16 protein-coding genes and 4 tRNA genes are annotated in these 20,760 nt (G+C 69.5%); 11 read left to right on the top strand and 9 right to left on the bottom strand.

The features are described from left to right. Window positions 1-64 precede the first annotated feature (64 nt). Entirely contained in the window at window positions 65-1,174 is a 1,110-nt protein-coding gene (gene bar, locus AC3YNX_RS02180) for a barbiturase (RefSeq protein WP_489994462.1), read from the top strand. A gap of 140 nt (window positions 1,175-1,314) precedes the next feature. On the opposite strand, the gene AC3YNX_RS02175 is transcribed toward bar, so the two are convergent. Next, window positions 1,315-1,908, bottom strand: coding sequence for a DJ-1/PfpI family protein (locus AC3YNX_RS02175; protein WP_489994461.1), 594 nt, complete (start codon window positions 1,906-1,908; stop codon window positions 1,315-1,317). 97 nt (window positions 1,909-2,005) lie between these two features. Here AC3YNX_RS02175 and AC3YNX_RS02170 point away from each other — a divergent pair, with 97 nt between their 5' ends. Then, window positions 2,006-3,025, top strand: coding sequence for a zinc-dependent alcohol dehydrogenase family protein (locus AC3YNX_RS02170; protein ID WP_489994460.1), 1,020 nt, complete (start codon window positions 2,006-2,008; stop codon window positions 3,023-3,025). A gap of 117 nt (window positions 3,026-3,142) precedes the next feature. Here the strand turns inward: AC3YNX_RS02170 and AC3YNX_RS02165 are convergent, their stop codons facing one another. From AC3YNX_RS02165 to pcaDC, 5 genes are all read right to left on the bottom strand, one after another. Beyond that, window positions 3,143-6,451 (bottom strand): DEAD/DEAH box helicase, encoded by a 3,309-nt coding sequence (locus AC3YNX_RS02165; protein WP_489994459.1) that lies wholly within the window; start codon window positions 6,449-6,451, stop codon window positions 3,143-3,145. After that, complete coding sequence (locus tag AC3YNX_RS02160) at window positions 6,448-7,254, bottom strand: hypothetical protein (protein ID WP_489994458.1); 807 nt, start codon at window positions 7,252-7,254, stop codon at window positions 6,448-6,450. Before AC3YNX_RS02160 ends, AC3YNX_RS02165 begins: the two co-directional genes overlap by 4 nt. A gap of 196 nt (window positions 7,255-7,450) precedes the next feature. After that, window positions 7,451-7,523: transfer RNA gene (locus AC3YNX_RS02155), tRNA-Lys, on the bottom strand. Between the two features lie 92 nt (window positions 7,524-7,615). Then, the gene (locus AC3YNX_RS02150; protein WP_489994457.1) at window positions 7,616-8,965 is read right to left on the bottom strand and encodes an NlpC/P60 family protein; all 1,350 of its coding nucleotides are present in this window, start codon (window positions 8,963-8,965) and stop codon (window positions 7,616-7,618) included. A 102-nt stretch (window positions 8,966-9,067) separates the two neighbouring features. Then, the gene (gene pcaDC, locus AC3YNX_RS02145) at window positions 9,068-10,216 is read right to left on the bottom strand and encodes a bifunctional 3-oxoadipate enol-lactonase/4-carboxymuconolactone decarboxylase PcaDC (RefSeq protein WP_489981965.1); all 1,149 of its coding nucleotides are present in this window, start codon (window positions 10,214-10,216) and stop codon (window positions 9,068-9,070) included. A 209-nt stretch (window positions 10,217-10,425) separates the two neighbouring features. On the opposite strand from pcaDC, the gene AC3YNX_RS02140 reads away from it, so the two are divergent. After that, window positions 10,426-10,854 carry an Hsp20/alpha crystallin family protein gene (locus AC3YNX_RS02140; RefSeq protein WP_489994456.1) on the top strand — a complete coding sequence of 143 codons (429 nt, stop codon included), beginning with the start codon at window positions 10,426-10,428 and terminating at the stop codon, window positions 10,852-10,854. A 495-nt stretch (window positions 10,855-11,349) separates the two neighbouring features. Then, the gene (locus AC3YNX_RS02135; protein WP_489994455.1) at window positions 11,350-12,144 is read left to right on the top strand and encodes an SIR2 family NAD-dependent protein deacylase; all 795 of its coding nucleotides are present in this window, start codon (window positions 11,350-11,352) and stop codon (window positions 12,142-12,144) included. Between the two features lie 68 nt (window positions 12,145-12,212). Here the strand turns inward: AC3YNX_RS02135 and AC3YNX_RS02130 are convergent, their stop codons facing one another. After that, window positions 12,213-13,604 (bottom strand): dihydrolipoyl dehydrogenase family protein, encoded by a 1,392-nt coding sequence (locus AC3YNX_RS02130; protein WP_489994454.1) that lies wholly within the window; start codon window positions 13,602-13,604, stop codon window positions 12,213-12,215. A gap of 191 nt (window positions 13,605-13,795) precedes the next feature. On the opposite strand from AC3YNX_RS02130, the gene AC3YNX_RS02125 reads away from it, so the two are divergent. From AC3YNX_RS02125 to AC3YNX_RS02110, 4 genes are all read left to right on the top strand, one after another. Then, window positions 13,796-13,868 (top strand) — tRNA-Glu (locus AC3YNX_RS02125). A 51-nt stretch (window positions 13,869-13,919) separates the two neighbouring features. Then, window positions 13,920-13,996: transfer RNA gene (locus AC3YNX_RS02120), tRNA-Asp, on the top strand. Window positions 13,997-14,023: 27 nt separating this feature from the next. Further along, a tRNA-Phe gene (locus AC3YNX_RS02115) sits at window positions 14,024-14,100 on the top strand. Window positions 14,101-14,374: 274 nt separating this feature from the next. Then, on the top strand, window positions 14,375-14,920 hold the full coding sequence (locus tag AC3YNX_RS02110) for a PASTA domain-containing protein (protein ID WP_489994453.1): 546 nt from the start codon (window positions 14,375-14,377) through the stop codon (window positions 14,918-14,920). Window positions 14,921-14,987: 67 nt separating this feature from the next. On the opposite strand, the gene AC3YNX_RS02105 is transcribed toward AC3YNX_RS02110, so the two are convergent. Continuing rightward, on the bottom strand, window positions 14,988-16,127 hold the full coding sequence (locus AC3YNX_RS02105) for a serine hydrolase domain-containing protein (RefSeq protein WP_489994452.1): 1,140 nt from the start codon (window positions 16,125-16,127) through the stop codon (window positions 14,988-14,990). A 188-nt stretch (window positions 16,128-16,315) separates the two neighbouring features. Here AC3YNX_RS02105 and AC3YNX_RS02100 point away from each other — a divergent pair, with 188 nt between their 5' ends. Continuing rightward, window positions 16,316-17,194, top strand: a complete 879-nt coding sequence (locus AC3YNX_RS02100; RefSeq protein ID WP_127784108.1) for a DUF4190 domain-containing protein — start codon at window positions 16,316-16,318, stop codon at window positions 17,192-17,194. A 39-nt stretch (window positions 17,195-17,233) separates the two neighbouring features. Here the strand turns inward: AC3YNX_RS02100 and AC3YNX_RS02095 are convergent, their stop codons facing one another. After that, a complete protein-coding gene (locus tag AC3YNX_RS02095) occupies window positions 17,234-17,713 on the bottom strand; it encodes a universal stress protein (RefSeq protein WP_127784107.1) in 480 nt (159 codons plus the stop codon). A gap of 119 nt (window positions 17,714-17,832) precedes the next feature. Here AC3YNX_RS02095 and AC3YNX_RS02090 point away from each other — a divergent pair, with 119 nt between their 5' ends. Both AC3YNX_RS02090 and AC3YNX_RS02085 read left to right on the top strand, forming a co-directional pair. Continuing rightward, complete coding sequence (locus AC3YNX_RS02090; protein ID WP_489994451.1) at window positions 17,833-19,899, top strand: ABC transporter ATP-binding protein; 2,067 nt, start codon at window positions 17,833-17,835, stop codon at window positions 19,897-19,899. Then, window positions 19,896-20,678 carry an energy-coupling factor transporter transmembrane component T family protein gene (locus tag AC3YNX_RS02085; RefSeq protein WP_489994450.1) on the top strand — a complete coding sequence of 261 codons (783 nt, stop codon included), beginning with the start codon at window positions 19,896-19,898 and terminating at the stop codon, window positions 20,676-20,678. The genes AC3YNX_RS02090 and AC3YNX_RS02085 overlap by 4 nt, the downstream gene beginning before the upstream one ends. The last annotated feature ends 82 nt before the right edge of the window (window positions 20,679-20,760 follow it).

The following is a 20,760-nucleotide window of genomic DNA, read 5'->3' as shown; positions in this document are numbered from 1 at the left end:
GTCCGCTCCACTCACCAACGCCACACCCATCAACGCCACATCCACCAACTCGGAGGAGAGCTCAGTGCCTGAAGCAATTGAGGTCCGCAAGGTTCCGCTGCACAACGTCTCGGACGCGAGCGAGCTGGCCAAGCTCATCGACGACGGCGTCCTGGAGGCCGACCGCGTGATCGCGGTGATCGGCAAGACCGAGGGCAACGGTGGCGTCAACGACTACACCCGCATCATCGCCGACCGCGCCTTCCGCGAGGTCATCTCCGCCAAGGGCACGCGCAGCGCGGCCGAGGTGGGCGACATCCCCATCGTCTGGTCCGGCGGCACCGACGGCGTGATCAGCCCGCACGCCACCATCTTCGCCACGGTCCCGGCGGAGAAGGCCCCGCAGACCGACGAGCCGCGCCTGACCGTGGGCGTGGCGATGAGCGAGGAGCTGCTGCCCGAGGACATCGGCCGCACCGCGATGATCACCAAGGTCGCCGCCGCCGTGAAGGACGCGATGGCCCAGGCCGGCATCACCGACCCCGCCGACGTGCACTACGTGCAGACCAAGACCCCGCTGCTGACCATCCACACCATCCGCGACGCCAAGAGCCGCGGCAAGACGGTGTGGACCGAGCAGACCCACGAGTCGATGGACCTGTCCAACGGTGGCACGGCCCTGGGCATCGCCGTCGCGCTCGGCGAGATCGACATGCCGACCGACGAGGACGTCATGCACAACCGCGAGCTGTACTCCGCGGTGGCGTCGTGCTCCTCGGGCGTGGAGCTCGACCGCGCGCAGATCGTCGTGGTGGGCAACGCCCGCGGCGTCGGTGGGCGCTACCGCGTCGGCCACAGCGTGATGAAGGATGCGCTGGACTCCGACGGCATCTGGGACGCCATCCGCAACGCCGGCCTGGAGCTGCCCGAGCGGCCGCGCACCAGCGACCTCGACGGCAAGCTGGTCAACGTCTTCCTCAAGTGCGAGGCGAGCCAGGACGGCACCGTGCGCGGCCGTCGCAACGCGATGCTGGACGACTCCGACGTGCACTGGCACCGCCAGATCAAGGCGTGCGTCGGTGGCGTGACCGCGGCGGTCACCGGTGACCCCGCCGTGTTCGTCTCCGTCTCCGCGGCCCACCAGGGCCCCGAGGGCGGCGGCCCGGTCGCGGCCATCGTCGACATGGGCGCGTAACCAGCCAGTCCACCCCAGCGGCCGGTCTCTCCTGCACGGAGAGGCCGGCCGCTGGCGTGTGCGGTGCCACCGGGGCTCGGCGTTCAGCGGCAGAGCTCCGGGGCGGCTTCACCCGGCGCCGGTAACCACTCCGGCGACGCTCAGGACCCCCAGCCCCACTCCATCTCGGCGACCACGTCGTCGTGGATCCGCGCCCCGGCGAGCTCGCGGACGACCCGCAGCGACAGGTCGATGCCGGCGGAGACCCCGGCGGAGGTCCACAGCCGGTCCGCGCTGCGCACGAACCGCGGCCCGCGCTCGACCTGCACGGTCGGGTCGAGGTCGGCAAGCTCGGCGTACGCCGTGTGGTGCGTGGTCGCCCGCCGCCGGTGCAGCAGGCCGGCGGAGGCCAGCACGAGCGACCCGGTGCAGACGGAGAGCAGCATCTCGACCTCGGCCGCCCGGTCGCGCAGCCAGGCCATCAGCCGGTCGTCGGACTGGAGCTTGCGGGCACCGGCGCCGCCGGGCACCACCAGCAGGTCGGCGGGCGGGCAGTCGTCCAAGCCGTGGTCGGGTTGCACCGTGAAGCCACCGCGTCCGGTAGCGACCGCGCCGGTGAGTCCGACCGAGATCACCGAGAACTCGGCGGGGTCGCTCAGCTCGCCGGCCACGTTGAAGACCTCGTAGGGCCCGGCGTGGTCGAGGACCTCCATGTCGTTGAAGGCCAGGATTGCCACGGTGCGCGTGCTCGTCACCGCGCCATCATGACCGTCCGGGCCCCGCTGACGTCTGCGGGGCACCACCGGCGGGCGTTCAATGGGGCGAGAGCCCGCGAGAGTGAGGAGTGGCCACATGCGCGGAGTCGTGATGCACGCCCCCGGTGACGTCCGAGTCGAGGAGCGCGAGGACCCCCGGATCATCGAGCCGACCGATGCGATCATCCGGGTCACCGCGACCTGTGTGTGCGGGTCGGACCTGTGGCCCTACCGCGGCATCGAGTCGGTCGAGGACGCCCCCATGGGACACGAGTACGTCGGCGTGGTGGAGGAGATCGGGCCGGAGGTGCGCACGGTGCAGGTGGGCGACTTCGTGGTCGGCTCCTTCTTCGCCTCCGACAACACCTGCGAGATCTGCCGGGCGGGTTACCAGTCGCACTGCGTGCAGCGGGTGGGCATGGGTGGTATCGGGACGCAGGCCGAGCTGGCCCGCATCCCGCTCGCCGACGGCACCCTGGTCGCCACCCCGGACCAGCCCGACCCCGAGCTGGTCCCGTCCCTGCTGGCCGCCTCCGACGTGCTGGGCACCGGCTGGTTCGCCGCCGACGCCGCCGCGGCGGGGCCGGGCAAGACGGTGGTGGTGGTCGGCGACGGCGCGGTGGGGCTGCTCGGTGTGCTCGCCGCCCGGCAGCTGGGGGCGGAGCACATCATCGCCATGTCCCGCCATGCCGACCGGCAGGCGCTGGCCAGGGACTTCGGTGCCACCACCATCGTGGAGGAGCGCGGCGACGACGGGGTGGCCAGGATCAAGGAGCTGACCGACGGGCTCGGTGCGCACAGCGTGATCGAGGCGGTGGGCACCCAGGAGTCGATGATGCAGGCCATTCGCTCCACCCGGGCCGGCGGGCACGTCGGCTACGTCGGGGTGTCGCACGACGTGGCGCTGCCCGGCCAGGAGCTCTTCTTCTCCGGGGTGCACCTGCACGGCGGCCCGGCCCCGGTGCGCCGCTACCTGCCCCAGCTGATCCAGCTGATCTGGGACCGCAAGATCGACCCCGGCAAGGTCTTCGACCTCACCCTGCCGCTGGACCAGGCCGCCGAGGGCTACCGGGCGATGGACGAGCGCCGGGCCATCAAGTCGCTGCTCACACCCTGAGCTCGGCTGTCGCGGTGAGACCCGTCAGCGCATCGCGGATCCGAAGCCGTTCAAGTCACTGATTTCCTGGTTTCAAGTGATTACAAGCCAACGGGATGCTTCGGAACAGCGTATCGCTCACCCAAATGGCGATGGAGCCGCATGGGCGGAAGTCCTGTGCTCAGTCGATTCTCCTGGACCGCCTGCATCTCCCGACAGGACTTGCCAAAGCTCGCGTAAGTCCGATCCGCCTAACGAGGATCCACGCGGCACGTGCCTTCCCCAGTCGGAGTCGGACAGCCCGGCCAGGAACTTTCGTGCGTGCGACGGACGCAACTGCGTCGACGGATGGTTCTGTGCGAATTCAACGCCTAGAGAGTTTGCGGCTGTTCTCGGCACCGAACTCATGCGCATGACGACACCCGCTTCCGTATTAACTCCGTGGTACAGCATTGCCCCGAGAAGGTTGATGTTGCGCAGGTCTGATTCGGACACAGAATCAAAGTCAATTCCGCTTGTGGGTAATTTGGACAGCGCCGTCAGCCCCCACGTTCCTGCCGTGGCAAGGTTGCGGTAAATGGCCTTCGTCGCCTCCGTCAGTGCTGCCGTGGAGTTCGCGGCGTCACTGAAATAGCGTTCAGCGATCGACTTGATCGATACGCCTTCAACCCAGTCACTGGCGATCTTTGCGGCCCGGTCACCAATGCCCGAACCGATGCCACTAAGTTCCTCGATACTGCCGCGAATTTGCGGAAGCTGGAGCATGACCCTCATAAGGTCGGGAAGCGCACTGTTCGAAACGTCGCCAAAGAGGCTGCCCGGCTGCCAGTCGCTGACGCCAAGGGTGGAGTCCATTTCGCGCATTCCGCGCATCGCGGAGCGAATCCCCTCCGGTGTGAATCCGGTGCTGTCCGCGAGAGTCGCAGTCTCAACGTTCTGGGCAAGCTCCGCGGCATACGAGCGTGTGGCTTCAAGAAGCCTGAATCCCTTTTGTCGCTGCGCCGGAGTGGATTCGGCCATCGAGGAGTAACCAAAGGTGTTCCGAAGGAGTAACTCCGTCTCGGAAAGCACCGCATCGAGGTTCTTCTTCTGAGCGAACAAGTGGGCTACGTAACTTCGGAAATCGGCCCACTGATCGTTATAGATTGCGCGTTCAAGGTGGAGAAGGCGGCCAGCATCTTCAAGCTCGTCCAGCAGAACTACTAGTTGGGAAACCAAGTTGCCAGCCTGGTCTGAGACGAACTTCCACAGCGCTTCGCGGTCGCCGTCTTTGCAGGAGATTCCGACGACCCCGACGCTATCCTGGTCGACGCGACCAGCGCGGCCGGCCAAATTCCAGAATTCGCGTGGGCTCATAGGTCGACTTATCTGGCCATTGGGAAGGTTGCGGCTAGCGAGAAAGATTGAGGACACTGGGAAGTTTAGACCCTGAGATAGGCCGGTGGTGGCCACGAGAATACGGATCTTTCCTTGCTCCGCCAACCACTCCATTAGAGCCCGAGTTTCGTCCGACAGGCCAGCGTGGTGAACGCCGACCCGGCGTGACAGGAGCTTGATTAATTCATAGTTCTCACTGACCTCCGCCGCCAGGAATCTTTGCACCAGGGAAATGGCCGGGTCGTGTACCTCTGGAAGTTCCTCGGAGAGTTCGCGCGCGACCTTCCATACGCTGTCTATGCGTGAGCAGATCACGATAGCTGTCCCGCGTGCTGAGAGTGTTAGAGCGGAGGCGCCAGCCAAAAGTCCGAGGTTGTTCTTAATTGTGGAGTAGGTCCGATCAAGTTGCGGTCCGCTCCCTATCTGGTACGCGCCTGAGACGTGCATAGATGAGCCACTAGTAAGGAGTGGCTCGAAGTTGAGCCTCCAGTCGCGCCCTCTCCCGCCAGATGGCGCAACTGCGGACACCAGCCCAATGAGCCGATCGTTGGGCTGCCATGGGGTAGAAGCCAGGCTGATGCTCTTCCCTGTCCTAGGGGCCAGCCAGCGAGCTAGATCATCGCCGTTCGGTACATAGGGCATCAACAACAGGAAGTTGGCCTGCGGACAGTCACGTTTAACGGTGGCTAGAAGAAGTTCAATACGAATCCCGCGATCTGCGCTCTCAATGTTGTGCGCCTCGTCCAGCACCAGGAGAGCAAGCGGTCGGTCGATAGCCGCATTGCGGATTGTCAGGTGGAGCTTCTCCGGTGTCGCAACGAGGACATCGAATGATGCATCGCTAAGCATGCCCGCCTCGACCTCGTCAATTTCGACCGCAGATGTCAGTTCCTCCACGCGGATGCCACTAGGTCCGAGGTCGCGCCGAAGGCGGCGAGTGATTTGAGAAACCAATGCACGAGTCGGCGCCACGTAAGCGACCCACCCATGATCTTGTTTGAACTGGCTAATGGCTTGCACAATCTTGAACTCAGCGAGAATTGTCTTTCCTGCGCTCGTGGGAAGATCCACGACGACAGCAGCACTTGCTGGGTCAAGGAGCCCTTGTTCCTGTATGGCAACTCGTTGCGGGGGCAGCATCTCGAACATGGACCGGTTGCGGGTAGCTGTGGAGACGACGTTTCGGATCTCGGGCCCGATCCTCGTTACGGACCACAACGAACCCGCTACCATCCGTTGGGTCATTGCGCGCTGCCATTGGAGAACAACAACAAATGCGGGATCGGCGGACTGTTGAGCCGCCGAGATTGCTCGGTCGAAGTGAAAGTCGAGTTGTGAAGTGACGTCCGCCGGCTCGCCTTGCATAAGGTACAAGGCAACCACCTCGGACAACCTCGCCCAATGATATAGGGCCACCAAGCGCCATCCTGCGGCATGAAGGTTCTCGGTGCGAACCTGGGATTTGAAGAGCGTCTCTTCATTTTCTTGCTGCTCGGCTCGCAATCTCGTGACAATCTCCGCCACCCCTTCCAGGTCGGCCCAACCGTCTTTGCGAAGAAGCCGCGTCCACACTTGCGCAAGATCACTCAGAACGCGGGAGTCCCATGAGCCTGATGAATGGAAGGTCGCGGGGGTGACCTCTCGTTCCCGCATCCACGAACGGAACTCAGCCCAACGATCGGAGCAGTACGCGAGCGCTCCGAGCTGAAGTACCTGACGAACCAGATCTTCAAGAGACTCGGTCTTTAGGGGAAGGGATCGAAGTAGACCGAACGCTTCATGTGCTGCGGCTTCCGCAAGCTCTGCGCCCGAGCCGGCTGGCGAGGTCGACGCTCTCGCAAGTTCATCGATCCGCTCGCTCGCAGCGATTTCATATGCCAGCGCGACGTCCTGAATTAACATGTGGACATCTTGGGCTGGCTGCGTCTTCCGTCTTAGTTGCGCTCCGAGGTTTGTGTCGATATGAAGCGCCGATGCGGCGTCATGTGCCGCCGCAACCTTCTCTTCGCCGACGGCCTCGATAGCCCAATGGGATTTGAGACGTATGAGAGACTCCCGAGATACGGTCATGCTCCCGTCTCCACTGCGACCGCGGCATCGGCGATTTTCGCGAGCAACTCGGCGGGCAAATAGATTGCCAATAGTTCCATGGTCGTGGGCGCCGTCAGAAGTGCCGATAGGCGAACGGCCTGCGCCTCTAGGTCGGTCCGCTTCGGTTCGGCCAGATGGATGAGCACCCCATAGATCGCGACGTCAAGTTTGTTAGCCATATATGCCTTGAAGGCTGAACGGAAAGTCTCGAACCAAGGCCTTCCCATCCCGTTCAAATGGAGGTATCGGATCGCCCATTCGCTGCGATCATCGCCAGCATTTAGCCCCGAGAGTTGCGCATGAAGGCCGTGGCTACGGCTCGTCAGGACGGTCGGTGGCCACGCCTGTTGATGGCTGGTCTTCACTTCCGCGAAGGCGAACCTAATGCGATCGCCAGTATGGAATCCAATTAGGTCGGCGCCGCCGCTGCTACTATTGGGATTTCTCGTGGATCGGCTGTCAGGCCACGGGAAGGTGCAGCCGTGGTCCTCGGAGAGGTGAACCTCGGCCATCGCTTCGCCGACTCGCCACTCATCAAAAGACTCGGGTGCGGCCAGAATCCTGTCTAGGGTTGCGCTGCCAAAGTCCGCCTCAACTAGGTCCGCGACGGCTTCGCGAGCTTCTTTTGTACCGTTTTCGTCCCGGAGGATCGACCGCACACTGGCGGCGATGGCGTTCGCTTGCTGCTCATCGACTGAGTGACCGGACGCGGGAACGGCGCAGTGGCTGATTACATACGCTACCGAGCCGATCATCTGCATCGCCTCTTTTGCATGGGTCATGCGAAGATCGGGGTGTACTCCGCTACCTTGAACCCTAATGGAATCCACTGTGCCGCAGGGGATGCCGCGTCGGAAAGGGCGCAGTTCGCTGGGCGAACTGCGCCTTGCTTGCCTGCAGGCCGGCGGTAGGGGTAACCGCGACCTCCAGTTGGGGTGCTCGAACCGCGAATGAAGTTGTTTCGGCAAGACCACTGAGTGGGCCCCGTCGGGCTCGAACCGACGACCTGCGGATTAAAAGTCCGTAGCTCTACCAACTGAGCTAGAGGCCCGAGACGTCCAGCCCAGCAGGGCCGATCGCCCTGGGAAGCCTAGCGAAGCCCACCGCCGCGCTGCAGGTGCGGGTTCAGGTCAGCCGCACTGCTCAGGTCATCCGCACGGCGTAGGGCACCAAACCGTCGGTGCGCACGTTCGACACCGTCACGAACTTGCCCGACTCGGGCGCCTCGATCATCTTGCCCGCCCCGATGTACAGCGCCACGTGGTGGATGCCGGACGGGCCGTAGAAGACCATGTCGCCGGGCTGCATCTCCGCCAGCGGCACCTGCCGGCCCGACTGGTACTGGTAGCCGGAGTAGTGCGGCAGCTGGATGCCCACCGCGGCAAAGGCGTACATCATCAGCCCGGAGCAGTCGAAGCCCACCTTGGCGTAGTCGCCGAAGGTGTCGGCCACCCCGCCGTCGCGGATGCCCACCGTGGGGCCGGTGTAGCTACCGCCGCCCCAGGAGTACGGCTGGCCCAGCTGGGTGGCGGCCCGGCGGATCACGGCCTGCGCCGCCGGGGTGGCCGGCACGGCCTCCAGCGAGCCGTTGATGCTGGCGATCGCGTGCCGGGCCTGCTCGGCCGCCTGGCGGTCGGCGGCGGCCTGCTGGGCGCGGCGCTGGGCGTCCCACTGCTCGAAGCTGGCCCGCTGCCGCTGCAGGCCGTTGGCGGTGTCCGCCGCCACCTGCAGGTCGTACTGCGCCCGCGCCGCCTGGCTCTCCAGCTGCTTGGCCCGCGCCAGCTGGCTGGCCTGGGCCTTGCTGGCCTGCTGCATGGCGGCGTCGGCGGTCTGCTTGGCCCTGCCGGCATCGGCCGCGGCGGTGTCGGCCTGGGCCTTGCTGACCACCGCTCGCGCGTCGGCGTCGGCGGTGGACTGCCGCGCGGCGTCCAGGCCCTTCATCACCTCGAGCTGGCTGCCGCCCACGGCGTTGAGCAGGGCCACCCGGTCGAGCAGCTCGTCGGGGCTGTTGGCCGCCATGTAGGCGCTGAACGAGCTGATGGTGCTGCCCTGCTGGAAGCTGCCCAGGGCGAATCGAGCGGCCCTGGCGTTGGCGTCGTCCAGGGACGCCTTGGCCAGCAGCACCGACAGCCCGGACACGGTGGCCGCGGTGGCCGCCGACGTGGCTGCCTGCTGGGCGGCGGTGTGGTCCACCAGCGCCTTGTTGGCGGTCTCCATCGTCAGCGCCAGCTGGTTGTGCAGCTCCACCAGCTGGGTCTGCGCGGAGGTCAGCTGTCCCGCCAGGCGAGTGAGCTCGTCGGCCTTGCGCTGCGCGGCCTCGGCGGCCTCGTTGAGCTGGCCGTCGCCCGGGTTGGGCGGCGGCGTGGGGTCGGGCTGGGCGGCGGCGGGGGTGGCCACGCCCACCAGCACCAGCAGGGACGCGAGCAGGGCGAGGACCGCTTGGGGCGCGCGGCGACGGGGAGCGTCAATCCGCCCAGAATGGAGCCAAGGCACTAAGTACGCTCCTCATCGGACTGTGAGCGGGCTCACGGTGTTACGGCTACTTTCGCACTTCCGCTGCGCCGGCGCCACACCGGTACGCACAGGCACCGTGGATCAGCCGGCAGTAGCGGTGATCACATTCTGTGCTACCGCGAAGGCGCGGTTGCCACGGGGCAGTCCGGCGTAGACGGCCGTCTGCAGCAGCACCTCGGCAATCTCCTCCGAGGACAGCCCGTTGCGCAGCGCCGCCCGCACGTGCACGGCCAGCTCCTGCTCGCTGCCCAGCGCGGTGAGCGCGGCCAGGGTGACGGCCGAGCGGGTGGCCCGGCTCAGGCCCGGGCGGTGCCAGACGTCGCCCCAGGCCACCCGGGTGAGGAAGTCCTGGAACGGCGCGCTGAACTCCGTGGTGGCCTCCATCGCGGAGTCCACCTGGGCAGCGCCCAGCACCTCGCGCCGCACCCGCAGCCCCACCGCGTGCGCCTGGGCCCGGCCGGCGTGCTCGCCGACCAGCTGGTCCAGCAGCAGCTGGGTGACCGCGCCGGCCTGCTCCACGCTGCACAGGTGCGCGGCGCGGGTCAGCACGTGCAGGTGCGCGTCGGCCACCCCGTCGGCGATGGTCTCCAGGTGCGACGGCGGCGTCGCGTGGTCGTCCGCCCCGGCCACCACCAGGGTGCGGGCGGTGATCCGGCCGAGGTCGGCGCGCCCGTCCCAGCCGGCGATCGCCTCGGCGCAGCCGGCGTAGCCCTGCGGATCGGTCGCGCCGACCATCGCCACGTAGCGCCGCACCAGCGCGGGGTCGCGCTGGGCCAGCTCGGGAGTGAACCACCGCTGCACCACGGTGGGGGCCAGCTCCGCGCAGCCCGACTGGCGCACCGTCGCCGCCCGCTGGCGCCAGGCCTGCGGCTCGTCGAAGTGCGCGGAGGTGCTGAGCAGGCTCAGGGTGTGCACTCGCTCGGGGGAGTGCGCGGCGATCCACTGCGCCACCATCCCGCCCAGCGAGAGCCCCACCAGGTGGGCGCGGGGCAGCTCCAGGCGGTCCAGCAGCGCCAGCACGTCACCCCCCAGCTCGGCCATCGTGTACGGGCCCTCCGGGGCGGGCGAGGCGCCGTTGCCGCGCAGCTCCACCCGCAGCACGCGCAGGTGCTCGGCCAGCGGCCCCAGCTGGGGGTCCCACACGGTGCGGTCGGTGCCCAGCGACCCCAGCAGCACCACCACCGGGGCGTCGGCGCGGCCGGTCACGTCGTGGGCCAGGTCCACGGTCACGGCTTCTCCCTCCTGCCGGGCAAGCGCTGGGCCGGGTCATCGCCCCGGTGCTGGCGAAGGTAGGCCGCAAGGCTGCTCGCCGCGCGGCGGAGGGGGAGCGGTACCCCCTTGCCTAGCCGCTGACGCCAGTGCTATAAAAAACCTGCGCCGGGTGATGCAGATAACTTGCACACCGGAACCGAGAACCGGACACTGGAGGTGGAGGCAAGATGCTGATGCGAACCGATCCGTTCCGCGAGCTCGACCGCCTGACGCAGCAGGTGATGGGCACCGCTGCCCGTCCGACGGCGATGCCGATGGACGCCTGGCGGGAGGGGGACTCCTTCGTCGTGGAGTTCGACCTCCCTGGCGTGCAGGCCGACTCGATCGACTTGGACGTGGAGCGCAACACCTTGACGGTGCACGCGCAGCGCCCGGCTCGAGGCTCCGACCGGGAGATGGTGGCTGCTGAACGCCCGCGGGGGGTCTTCAGCCGTCAGCTCTTCCTGGGCGACACCCTCGACACCGACCGCATCGAGGCGGTCTACCGGGACGGGGTGCTGCGCCTGACCATCCCGGTCGCGGAGAAGGCCAAGCCGCGCAAGATCCAGGTGATCAGCCCGGACCAGGGCGAGGCCAAGCAGCTCACCAACGCCTGAGCTCGCTGGCTCACCCACCCGGACACGGACGCAGGAGTCCCGATGCACACCCGAGCAACGATGATCGACCAGCTGTACCGAGCGCCCGAGCACTCCGGTGCCGTCCTGGCCGCGCAGAGACTGTCCGGCCAGCGGGACACCACGATGAGCGCTCAGTGCAGGCAGCGGTCTCCGCCTCGAGCGGGGGAGCTGCGACCCCAGCAGTGACGTGCCGCGTCACTGCAGCCAGAGCAAGTCGATGACGAGGACGGTGATGTGACGACAGACGACGTTGACAACGACGATGGCTGCCCACTCGCCCGCGTGTATCGCATCCCCTTGTGGCGCTGAGCATGCCGCTTCGACGGCCTAGCGCACTGCCTTCACTCGGCACATGAGTAGGCGGGCTGGTGCCCAGCCATCAACACCTCCAGCGGCCCCGGTGGTCTCGGCCACCGGGGCCCTCGTGCGTGTGCCCACCACCGGCGCGCGAGCGACGCCTGGGACACTTGAGCCATGCAAGCGATGCCTGGGTACGACGCTCCGGGCCTGGTCGAGCTGCTGCGCACCAGCAGGCGCGCGGTGGCCTTCACCGGAGCCGGAATCTCCACCGAATCCGGGATCCCGGACTTCCGCTCACCCGGCGGGGTGTGGACCCGCTACGACCCCAGCGAGTACACCTTCGACCGCTACGTCTCCTCCGCGCAGGTGCGGGCCAACAGCTGGGCCATGCGGCGGGAGTTTTTCGCCCACAACGCCCAGCCCAACGCCGCCCACCGTGCGCTGGCCCAGCTGCAGGACGCCGGGCACGCCGTCGGGGTCGTCACCCAGAACATCGACGGGCTGCACCAGCTGGCCGGCAGCAGCCCGGTGGTGGAGGTGCACGGGACGGCTCGCGACGTGATGTGCATCGGCCTCGCCCCGCGCGACGGCACGCCGGACGGCTGCGGGTTCACCGCGCCGTACACGTGGGGCGAGGAGCAGGTGGACGCCGGCGACCCGGACCCGCACTGCCCCCTCTGCGGCGGCCTGGTGAAGTCGGCCACCGTCTCCTTCGGGCAGATGCTCTTCCCCGACGTGGTGCAGCAAGCGGTGGAGCTGGTGTGCTCGGCTGACCTGGTGATCGCGGTGGGCTCCTCGCTGCAGGTGTTCCCGGCCGCGGACCTGCCGGTGCAGGGGGTGAAGGCCGGCGCGGCGCTGGTGATCGTCAACGACGAGCCGACCCCGCTGGACGGCATCGCCGACCTGGTGGTGCGCGGGCGGGCCGCCGAGGTGCTCGGGCCCGCCGTGGCGGAGGCGCTGGCGGGGTAACGGCGGCTGGGTGGTTGGTAGCGGCTGGAGACGGCGACGGGGCCGGTAGGGCGTACTTGCAGACGCCCCTACAGGCCGTAGGCCTCCAGCAGGCGCAGCCACACCTCGCTGACCGTGGGGTAGGACGGCACGGCGTGCCACAGCCGGTGCATCGGCACCTCGCCCACGATCGCGATGGTCGCGGCGTGCAGAATCTCCGCCACCCCCGGACCCACGAACGTCAGCCCCAGCAGCACCTGGCGCTCGCGGTCCACCACCATCACCGCCTTGCCCGTGTACCCGTCGGCGTACAGCGAGGACCCGCCCACCGCGATGTCGATCTCCACCACGTCGTGGGCGATGCCGGCCCGCTCGGTCTCCTGGGCGGTCCTGCCCACGTAGGCCACCTCGGGGTCGGTGAACACCACCTGCGGCACCGCGGCGTGGTCGGCGGTGGCGGCGTAGCGGCTCCACGGCGCGGCGTCCACCGTCCCCTTGGCCCGGGCGGCGATCACGTCGCCCACCACGCGGGCGTCGTACTTGCCCTGGTGGGTGAGCGGTGCGCGGCCGGTGACGTCGCCGCAGGCGTAGAGCCAGTCGCCGTCCACGCCCTTCACCTGCCCGCTGTCGTCCACGTGCAGGGTCTCACCCGGGGTAAGGCCCACCGTCTCCACGCCGACGTCGTCGGTGGCCGGGCGTCGTCCGGTGGCCACCAACAGCTGCTCGGCCCGTAGCTCGCTGTCGTCGTCGAGGTGGAGCAGCAGACCGTCGTCGTCGCGGTGCACCCGCGTGAGGTTCACCCCGAACCGCAGGTCCACGCCGTCGGCCGCCAGTCCGGCGCGCACCAGGTCCGAGGCCGCCGGCTCCACCTTGGGCAGCACCCGGTCACCGCGCACCAGCATGGTCACCGCCGAGCCGAGCCGGGCGTAGGCCTGGGCCAGCTCGCAGCCCACCACCCCGCTGCCCAGCACCACCAGGCTCTCCGGCACCGCCTGGGCCGAGGTCGCCTCCCGCGAGCCCCAGTGCTCGGTGTCCGCCAGGCCGTCGATGGGTGGCTCGGCCGGCACGCTGCCGGGGGCCAGCACCACGGCCTGGGTGGCGGTGAGCCGGCGGCCGTCGTCCAGCTGCACCTCCTTGGGCCCGGTGAGCCGCGCGGTGCCGCGGACGACGGTGATGCCGGCGCCCTCGGCCCACTCCTGCTGGCTGGCGTCGTCCCAGTCGTGGGTGAACTGGTTGCGCCGGGCCAGCACCGCGGCCGGGTCGAACGAGGCGGTCACCCCGGGCAGGGCCCGCGCGTCGTGCACCGCCTGCGGGGTGCGGATGAGGGCCTTGCTGGGCATGCACGCCCAGTAGGAGCACTCCCCGCCGATCAGCTGCGCCTCCACCATCGCCACCGACAGCCCGCCCTGCACGGCGCGCCCCGCGGCGTTCTCCCCGATGGCCCCGGCGCCCACCACGATGACGTCAAAAGTGTCGCTCATGTCACCCAGCGCACCCGATCGGCGGGCGCGCGGCAAGTTCGGGGCCAAGCCACCTGCGCAAACGCTCGCCAGCAGGCCGCTGACCACCCGGTTTGGGAACCACGCCAAAGGTGTCCTATGCTTCCTCCGCTCCCCAACGGAAAGCTGGACGGTGGAAATCACCGCTGGTGGCCCAGCCGGGAAACCAGTGCGCCCCCTTCGTTTAGCGGCCTAGGACACCGCCCTTTCAAGGCGGCAGCGCGGGTTCGAATCCCGTAGGGGGTACGGCAGTACACTCTCGATGAGCACGGTAGGTTGTACAAGCACCACAAGCATGGCCCTGTAGCGCAGTTGGTTAGCGCGCCGCCCTGTCACGGCGGAGGTCGCGGGTTCGAGTCCCGTCAGGGTCGCCAGGCGTTCGGATGACTCCGGTCGCATCCGGCCAGGTAGCTCAGTTGGTACGAGCATCCGCCTGAAAAGCGGAGGGTCGCCGGTTCGATCCCGGCCCTGGCCACCACGTCCTTCTTTCTTCCGAGCCGCAGCGTCAGCGGTTCTCACCGGTTGGCCTCACGTCGCTTCGATGTGTGAGTACCCCGCAGCTGCCCGCACTGATTCCCGTGTGCGTAGAGTCCCGCCGCAGCGTCAGTCCGTGATGTGACTGAGTCGACGTCCGGGGGGACAAGATGAGTAATCCACAAGGGCCGCAGTGGGGATCGCTTCCAGGTCAGCACCCGAACGCTGAGCCAGCGCCGGCTCGGTCTCGGAAGAAGTGGCCATGGGCCGTCGGCGGCGTGATCGTGGTGCTCATCGTTGCTGGAGCACTCGGAGGCACGGAAACCGACACGAGCGAGACGGCCAGCACTGCCGTGCCGACTGTCGGCAGCTCGGCACCGCCTCCCACGGCCACGACGACGAACGCGCCGACAACGACGGCCCCGGCTCCACCGCCGGTGACGACGACGGAGGTCCCGGCACCGGTGACGACGGTGGCTGTACCGCCGGTTGAAAGCACCGTGCCCGCGCCACCGCCGGTCGCCACGACGATGCCCGCGCCGCCAGTGGCGACCACGGTGGTCGCGGCGCCGCCTCCGCCTGCGGGGCCTGTCCGGGTACCCATGCCCAACGTTGTCTGCAAGAACCTCCAAGTTGCCCAGAACGAGATTCAGGCAGCAGGCGTCTTCCTCTCTCGCAGCAACGACGCCACTGGGGCAGGAAGACTGCAGCTTGTCGACTACAACTGGATCGTCGTGGGTCAGACACCGGCGCCCGGCGTCTCCATCGGAGAGGGCGATGCGGTCCTGTCCGTGGTCAAGACCACTGAGCCGAACGCGTGTTGACCGACCGAGGGGCCAGCGCCCGGGGGCTCGGGGGCCCCGGGAGTACTGAGGCTGCCTAGCCGAGCGGTCACACCGCCGCGAACGCCGCCGAGACGTACTGGGCGCTGCGGTCGGATCCCAGCAGCCCCGCACCCATCTTGTTCATCACGTAGGACACCACCATCCGGCGCTCGGTGTCGATGACGACCTGCGACCCGCCCCAGCCGCCCCAGAAGCAGATGCCCTTCTCGTCCGGCACGAAGGGCACCGACGTCGGGTGCGGCAGGGCGAAGCCGATGCCGAAGCGCAGCGGCGTCTGCAGCACCAGGTCGGTGCCGTCGGACTGCTGGTCGAAGATCAGCTTGATGGTGGCGGGGGAGAGCAGCCGCACCCCGTCCACCTCGCCGCCGCAGGCGATCACCGACTGGATGCGCGCCAGCGCACGGGCGTTGCCGTGGCCGTTGGCGCCGCCGATCTCCGCCGCGCGCCACGCGTCGGTCCAGCTGGCGCGGGCGTCGGCCACCGGCCCGGTGAACGTCCGGATCATCACGCTGCTGGGGTCGATGGTGCTGTAGTCCAGGCCCAGCGGCGGTGGGGGCACCACGTCGGAGACCCGGCCGAGCTCGCTCGCCGGCAGGCCGATGTGCAGGTCGGCGCCCAGCGGGCCGGTGATCTCGGTGGCCACGAACTGACCCAGCGACTGTCCCGTCACGCGCCGCACCACCTCACCGACGAGGTGGCCGTAGTTCAGCGCGTGGTAGCCGGAGGCGGTGCCCGGCTCCCACCACGGCGCCTGTGCAGCCAGGCGGGCCGCGGCCGCCTCGGCGTCGTACATCTCCTCGATGGCGAACGGCGCGTCCCACCCAGAGACGCCGGAGGTGTGCGAGAGCAGGTGGCGCACCTGCACGTCCTGCTTGCCGTTGGCGGCGAACTCCGGCCAGTACCGCGCCACGGGGGAGTAGACGTCCAGCTCGCCCCGCTCGACCAGCACCAGGGCGGCCAGGGCGGTCACCGTCTTGGTCGACGACCACACGTTGGTGATGGTGTCGCGCTCCCACGGCACGGTCTGCTCGGTGTCCGACCAGCCGCCCCACAGGTCCACCACCGGTTCGCCGTCGATGGTCACCGCCAGGCACGCGCCCAGCTCAGCCCCCGAGGTGACGTTGTCCTGCAAAGCTGAGCGCAGCCCGGCGAACCGGTCGTCGCAGAATCCGTGGATCTCGAGCATCGCTGCCTCCCGTATCTAGTGACCTGAGTCACTGTAGCGAGGGGGCGGGGGTGCGGCTCACGGTGCTGCCGCCGGGTGTTCGGTTGTGCCCCAACGCCCTCGCGGCCCAGCGGGGCTCTAGGCTGGCGCGGCGGTGCTGACTCAGGTGTCTACGAGGGGCTGGGCGGTCCGCGAACCCGGGGGGCTTGATGAACGACGACCGTGATCCGCGCCTGGACGACCGCCAGTCGGACGACCACCGAGAAGCCGAGCACCAGGGGGATGAATCCGGCCGCTACCGGCCCGACCCGTACGGCTCGTCGGTGGTTCTACTGCCGCCGACCAACGGCATGGCGATCGCGTCGCTGGTGCTCAGCCTGGTAGCGGGCACGGGTGCACCCTTCGCCGTGATCTTCGGCCACGTCGCTCGCCGGCAGATCCGACGGACCGGTGAGCGCGGCGAGGGCATGGCGCTGGCCGGGCTGATCATCGGCTACCTGGAGCTGGCGGTCCTGGCCGTGGCCATTGCCGTGCTGCTGGTGGTTCTCGCGCCGTTCGCCAGCGACGACACCTCGTCGGCATACCAGCAGTACTCCAGTGCAACCGGCGGGGCCGCACCCAGCTACGCCGCCCAGCCCAGGTACTCCGCACCTTCGGACGCCACGACCACCTACGCGCCACCGCCGACGAGCCGACGGGTCCTCACCAGCACGGCGGCGCCGACGAGCACTGCCCCCTCGACGAGCACTGCCCCCTCGACCGGGGAGCCCACGCTGGCCGGGGCGGACCGACAGGGCTTCGCCGAGCGGGGAGCGCGGTGCAACGCCTCCGACCCAGCCGTGGCCATCGGCTACACCCCGAGCTCGGAGGTGGTCGTGTGCCTCACCGGGGCGGGCCGCTACTACTACAAGGGGATGCGCCTGCGGGACCTGTCCGCCATCGAGATCGACGATCCCGTCCCCTCTGGAGACGGGTTCGTCGCCGACAACGGTGGCGGTCGCTACGTGCTGTCCTCCTCGGCGCTCACTATCTACCAGGGCTCAGAGCTGGTCGGCACCGAGCCCATGCTCGGCTACTGGGCGGCCTGAGGGTCTGACCTGCTACCGCGACTCGTATGGGCACTCAGGTCACGGACGGGGCGGGGGCGGGGTGGTTCCGTGCACCACCATCACCGGGCAGGTGGCGTGCTCGGCGCAGGCGGCGCTGACCGAGCCGAGCAGCATGCCGCTGAACCCGCCCCGGCCGCGGCTGCCCACCACCAGCACCTGGGCCTCGCCGCTCAGCTCCAGCAGCACCTCGACGGTGTTGCCCTCGCGCACCGTGACGGTCAGGCCGGGGAAGGTGGGCGTGCCGAACACCTTCTGCACCGTCTCCACCACGAGTCGGTGTGCGTCGGCCGCGGGGTCCCACCCCAGGGTGATCTCCGGTCGGCTGATGCCGGCCCAGCCGTAGGTGGAGGGCGCCCGCCACACCGCCACTGCCTCCACCCCGGCACCGGTGGTGTCGGCCAGGAAGCGGGCCCACCGCAGGGCCTGCTCCGACGGCGCTGATCCGTCGATGCCCACGACGACGCGCGGCGAGGCGGGAGTGGTGCGTGGTGTGGTCAACGAGGCTCCTGTGGTCGACGGGGTGGTCTCGATTCTGCGCCGCGGCGGGCTCCGTGGACAGGACTGCGGAACGGCCGGGGCTCAGTTGGCTGTAAGGCGGCGATGGCAGACTTGGCGACGTGTTGGAATCCCGGTCCCACCCGAGGCAACCGCGAGGCGCGCTGCAGCCGGTGGAGCTGGCCACCGCCGGCGTGATGGCGGCCATGACGGCTGGGCTCGGAGTGCTGGCCACGGTGATCCCGGCGGCCAGCGCGCTCACCTTCGTCGGCGCCGTCCCGATGGGCCTGGTGGCCTACCGCCACCGCCTCCGTGCGCTGCTGGGCGCCTCCGTCGCCGCCACCGTGGTCGCCTTCGCGCTGGCGGGCACGGGCGCACTGGCCGGGGTGTGGGCAGGTGTGCTGCTGGGCGGACTCGTCGGCGACGTCCGCCGTCGCGGTCGCGGTGGGTTCACCGCCGCCCTCTACGTCCTCCTCGCGGTGCCGGTGCTGGGCGTGCTGGTGGACCTGCTGCTGCTGCTGTTCAGCCAGACCAGGCAGCTGGTGCTGGACTCGGTGGCCAACAGCGTGCACGGGGCGATGGAGATGCTGGCCGGGTTCGCCCCGTTCGCCGACCTCGCCGCCGACGTCGACGCTCGCACCCAGACGATGATCGACTACTGGTGGCTCACCGTGCCCGCCGTCGTCGGGGTGAGCCTGGCGTTCGGAACCTGGGTCACCTGGTCGCTGCTGGGCGCGGTGGTGCACCGGATGGAGCTGGCCGCGGCGCCCGACCCGCTGCAGGGTCCGGCCACCGGACAGCAGCCCGGCGACGACACGGTGGCACCGGTACCGGTGTCGCTGGAGCGCGTCGGGTTCACCTACCCCGGCACCGAGCGCGCCGTGCTCACCGACGTCGACCTGACCGTCCGCCCGGGTGAGCTGGTGGCCGTGGTCGGCGCCAACGGCTCGGGCAAGTCCACCCTGCTGCGCCTGCTGGCGGGCCGCGCGCCCAGCCACGGCGCCGTGCTGCGGCCGGGCAGCAGCGGGCTGGGCGCCCACGGCGGCACCGCGATGATCCTGCAGCGCCCGGAGAGCCAGATCCTGGGCGTGCGGGTGGCCGACGACGTGGTGTGGGGCCTGCCGGAGGGCACCGCGGTGGACGTCGACGGGTTGCTGCGCACGGTGGGCCTGGCGGGCATGGGCGACCGCGACACCAGCACCCTCTCCGGCGGGGAGCTGCAACGACTCGCCGTGGCCGCCGCGCTGGCCCGCCGGCCCGCGCTGCTGCTCTCCGACGAGTCCACCGCCATGGTCGACGCCGAGGGCCGGCAGCAGCTGGTGGCGCTGCTCGGCGAGCTCGCCCACAGCCACGGCATCGCCGTCGTGCACGTCACCCACCGCGCCGCCGACACGGTGGGCGCCGACCACGTGGTGCACCTGGTGCAGGGCCGGGTGGTGGACGCCCCCGCCGCCTGGCTCAGCGAGGGAGCCCGCCCCGCGCTGACGCCCGCGCCGCCGGCCACCGGCCGGCCCCTGCTGCAGCTGCACGGCGTCAGTCACACCTACGACGTCAGCTCCCCCTGGGCGCAGCGTGGGCTGGCGGAGGTCGACCTCACCGTGCGCGAGGGCGAGGGGGTGCTGGTGGTCGGCGGCAACGGCTCCGGCAAGTCCACCCTGGCCTGGGTGCTCGCCGGGCTGGTGCAGCCCACCGCCGGGCAGTGCCTGCTCGACGGGCGGCCGGTGCACGAGCAGGTCGGCGCGGTCGCCCTGGCGTTCCAGCACGCCCGGCTGCAGGTGCTGCGCCCGACCGTGGGTGCCGACGTCGCTGCCGCCACGGGCACCGAGAGCCACCCCGACTGGTCCGCCGTGGGCGAGGCGCTGGCTGCGGTGGGCCTGGACCCGCTGCTCACCGCCCGACCGGTGGACCAGCTCAGCGGGGGGCAGCTGCGGCGGGTCGCGCTGGCCGGCCTGCTCGCCAACCGCCCCCGGGTCCTCGTCCTGGACGAGCCGCTGGCCGGCCTGGACGTGCCCAGCCAGCGCGGCCTGGTGGAGCTGCTCGCCCGGCTGCGCCGCGAGGCGGGGCTCACCGTGGTGGTCATCTCCCACGACCTCGACGGCATGGAGGCGGTGTGCTCGCGCACCGTGCGGCTGCACCGCGGCCGGCTCAGCGACGAGCCCCGCCCGGTGCTCGGGGAGGCCCGGCGATGAGCTCACCCACGCTGCTGCGGCAGGTGCCCGGCAACACCGTGGTCCACCGGCTGTGGGCGGGCACCAAGCTGGTGTGCGTCGTCCTGATCGGCCTCACCCTCACCTTCGTGCCTTCCTGGCCGGCGCTCGGGGCCACCGCCGTGCTGCTGGCCGTGCTCATCGCGGTCGCCCGAGTTCCGCGCGCCGTGCTGCCGCACGTGCCGTGGTGGTTCTGGCTGGCACTGGGGCTGGGCGCGCTGCTGAACGTGCCCGCCGGCGGAACCCCGGAGGTGACGCTCGGGCCGGTCACCGTCGGTCTCGGCGCCCTGCTGATCTACGTGCGCGTCACCGTGCTGGCCTTCGTCCTGCTGGGGATCTCCCTGATGGTCGGGCTCACCACGCCCATGGGCGACATCGCCCCGGCGTTCGCCCGGCTGACCCGCCCGCTGAAGTGGTTGCGGCTGCCGGTGGAGGAGTGGGCGGTGACCGTGGGGCTGTGCCTGCGGGCGGTGCCGCTGTTCGCCGAGGAGTGGTCGGTGCTGCGGGCAGCCCAGCGGCTGCGCCCGGTGCCCGAGGGACGGCGCAGGCGGTCGCTGGACCAGCTGATGACGGAGGGGCTGGACATGCTCAGCGCGGCCATGGCGGTCTCGCTGCGCCGCGCCGCCGAGCTGGGCGATGCGGTGACCGCCCGCGGCGGCACCGGCCAGCTCACCGCGCGGAAGGCCCGCCTGGGGCTGCTCGACGTGGCAGCGCTGGTGGTCGTGGTCGTGTTCTGCGCCGCGGTGCTGGTGCTGGGCTAGCAGCCCGGTAAGCCTCGCCTTGCTGGTCGGGGCCCCGGCCGCTACCTACCGTGGACAGGGTGACTCCCGGGCCCTCGCGTGG

The sequence above is a fragment of the Rhodococcus sp. Z13_19A genome, assembly GCF_058133575.1.
Note: the sequence above shows the minus strand (reverse complement) of the source record. Positions and strands in the feature narration are given on the sequence as shown.

What these genes read in the sequence shown, in the direction of transcription:
- AC3YNX_RS02170 (WP_489994460.1), top strand. Translation starts at nt 2,006, where the DNA reads ATGCGCGGAGTCGTGATGCACGCCCCCGGTGACGTCCGAGTCGAGGAG.
- AC3YNX_RS02165 (WP_489994459.1), bottom strand. Translation starts at nt 6,451, where the DNA reads ATGACCGTATCTCGGGAGTCTCTCATACGTCTCAAATCCCATTGGGCT.
- AC3YNX_RS02160 (WP_489994458.1), bottom strand. Translation starts at nt 7,254, where the DNA reads ATGACCCATGCAAAAGAGGCGATGCAGATGATCGGCTCGGTAGCGTAT.
- AC3YNX_RS02140 (WP_489994456.1), top strand. Translation starts at nt 10,426, where the DNA reads ATGCTGATGCGAACCGATCCGTTCCGCGAGCTCGACCGCCTGACGCAG.
- AC3YNX_RS02135 (WP_489994455.1), top strand. Translation starts at nt 11,350, where the DNA reads ATGCAAGCGATGCCTGGGTACGACGCTCCGGGCCTGGTCGAGCTGCTG.
- AC3YNX_RS02130 (WP_489994454.1), bottom strand. Translation starts at nt 13,604, where the DNA reads ATGAGCGACACTTTTGACGTCATCGTGGTGGGCGCCGGGGCCATCGGG.
- AC3YNX_RS02105 (WP_489994452.1), bottom strand. Translation starts at nt 16,127, where the DNA reads ATGCTCGAGATCCACGGATTCTGCGACGACCGGTTCGCCGGGCTGCGC.
- AC3YNX_RS02100 (WP_127784108.1), top strand. Translation starts at nt 16,316, where the DNA reads ATGAACGACGACCGTGATCCGCGCCTGGACGACCGCCAGTCGGACGAC.
- AC3YNX_RS02085 (WP_489994450.1), top strand. Translation starts at nt 19,896, where the DNA reads ATGAGCTCACCCACGCTGCTGCGGCAGGTGCCCGGCAACACCGTGGTC.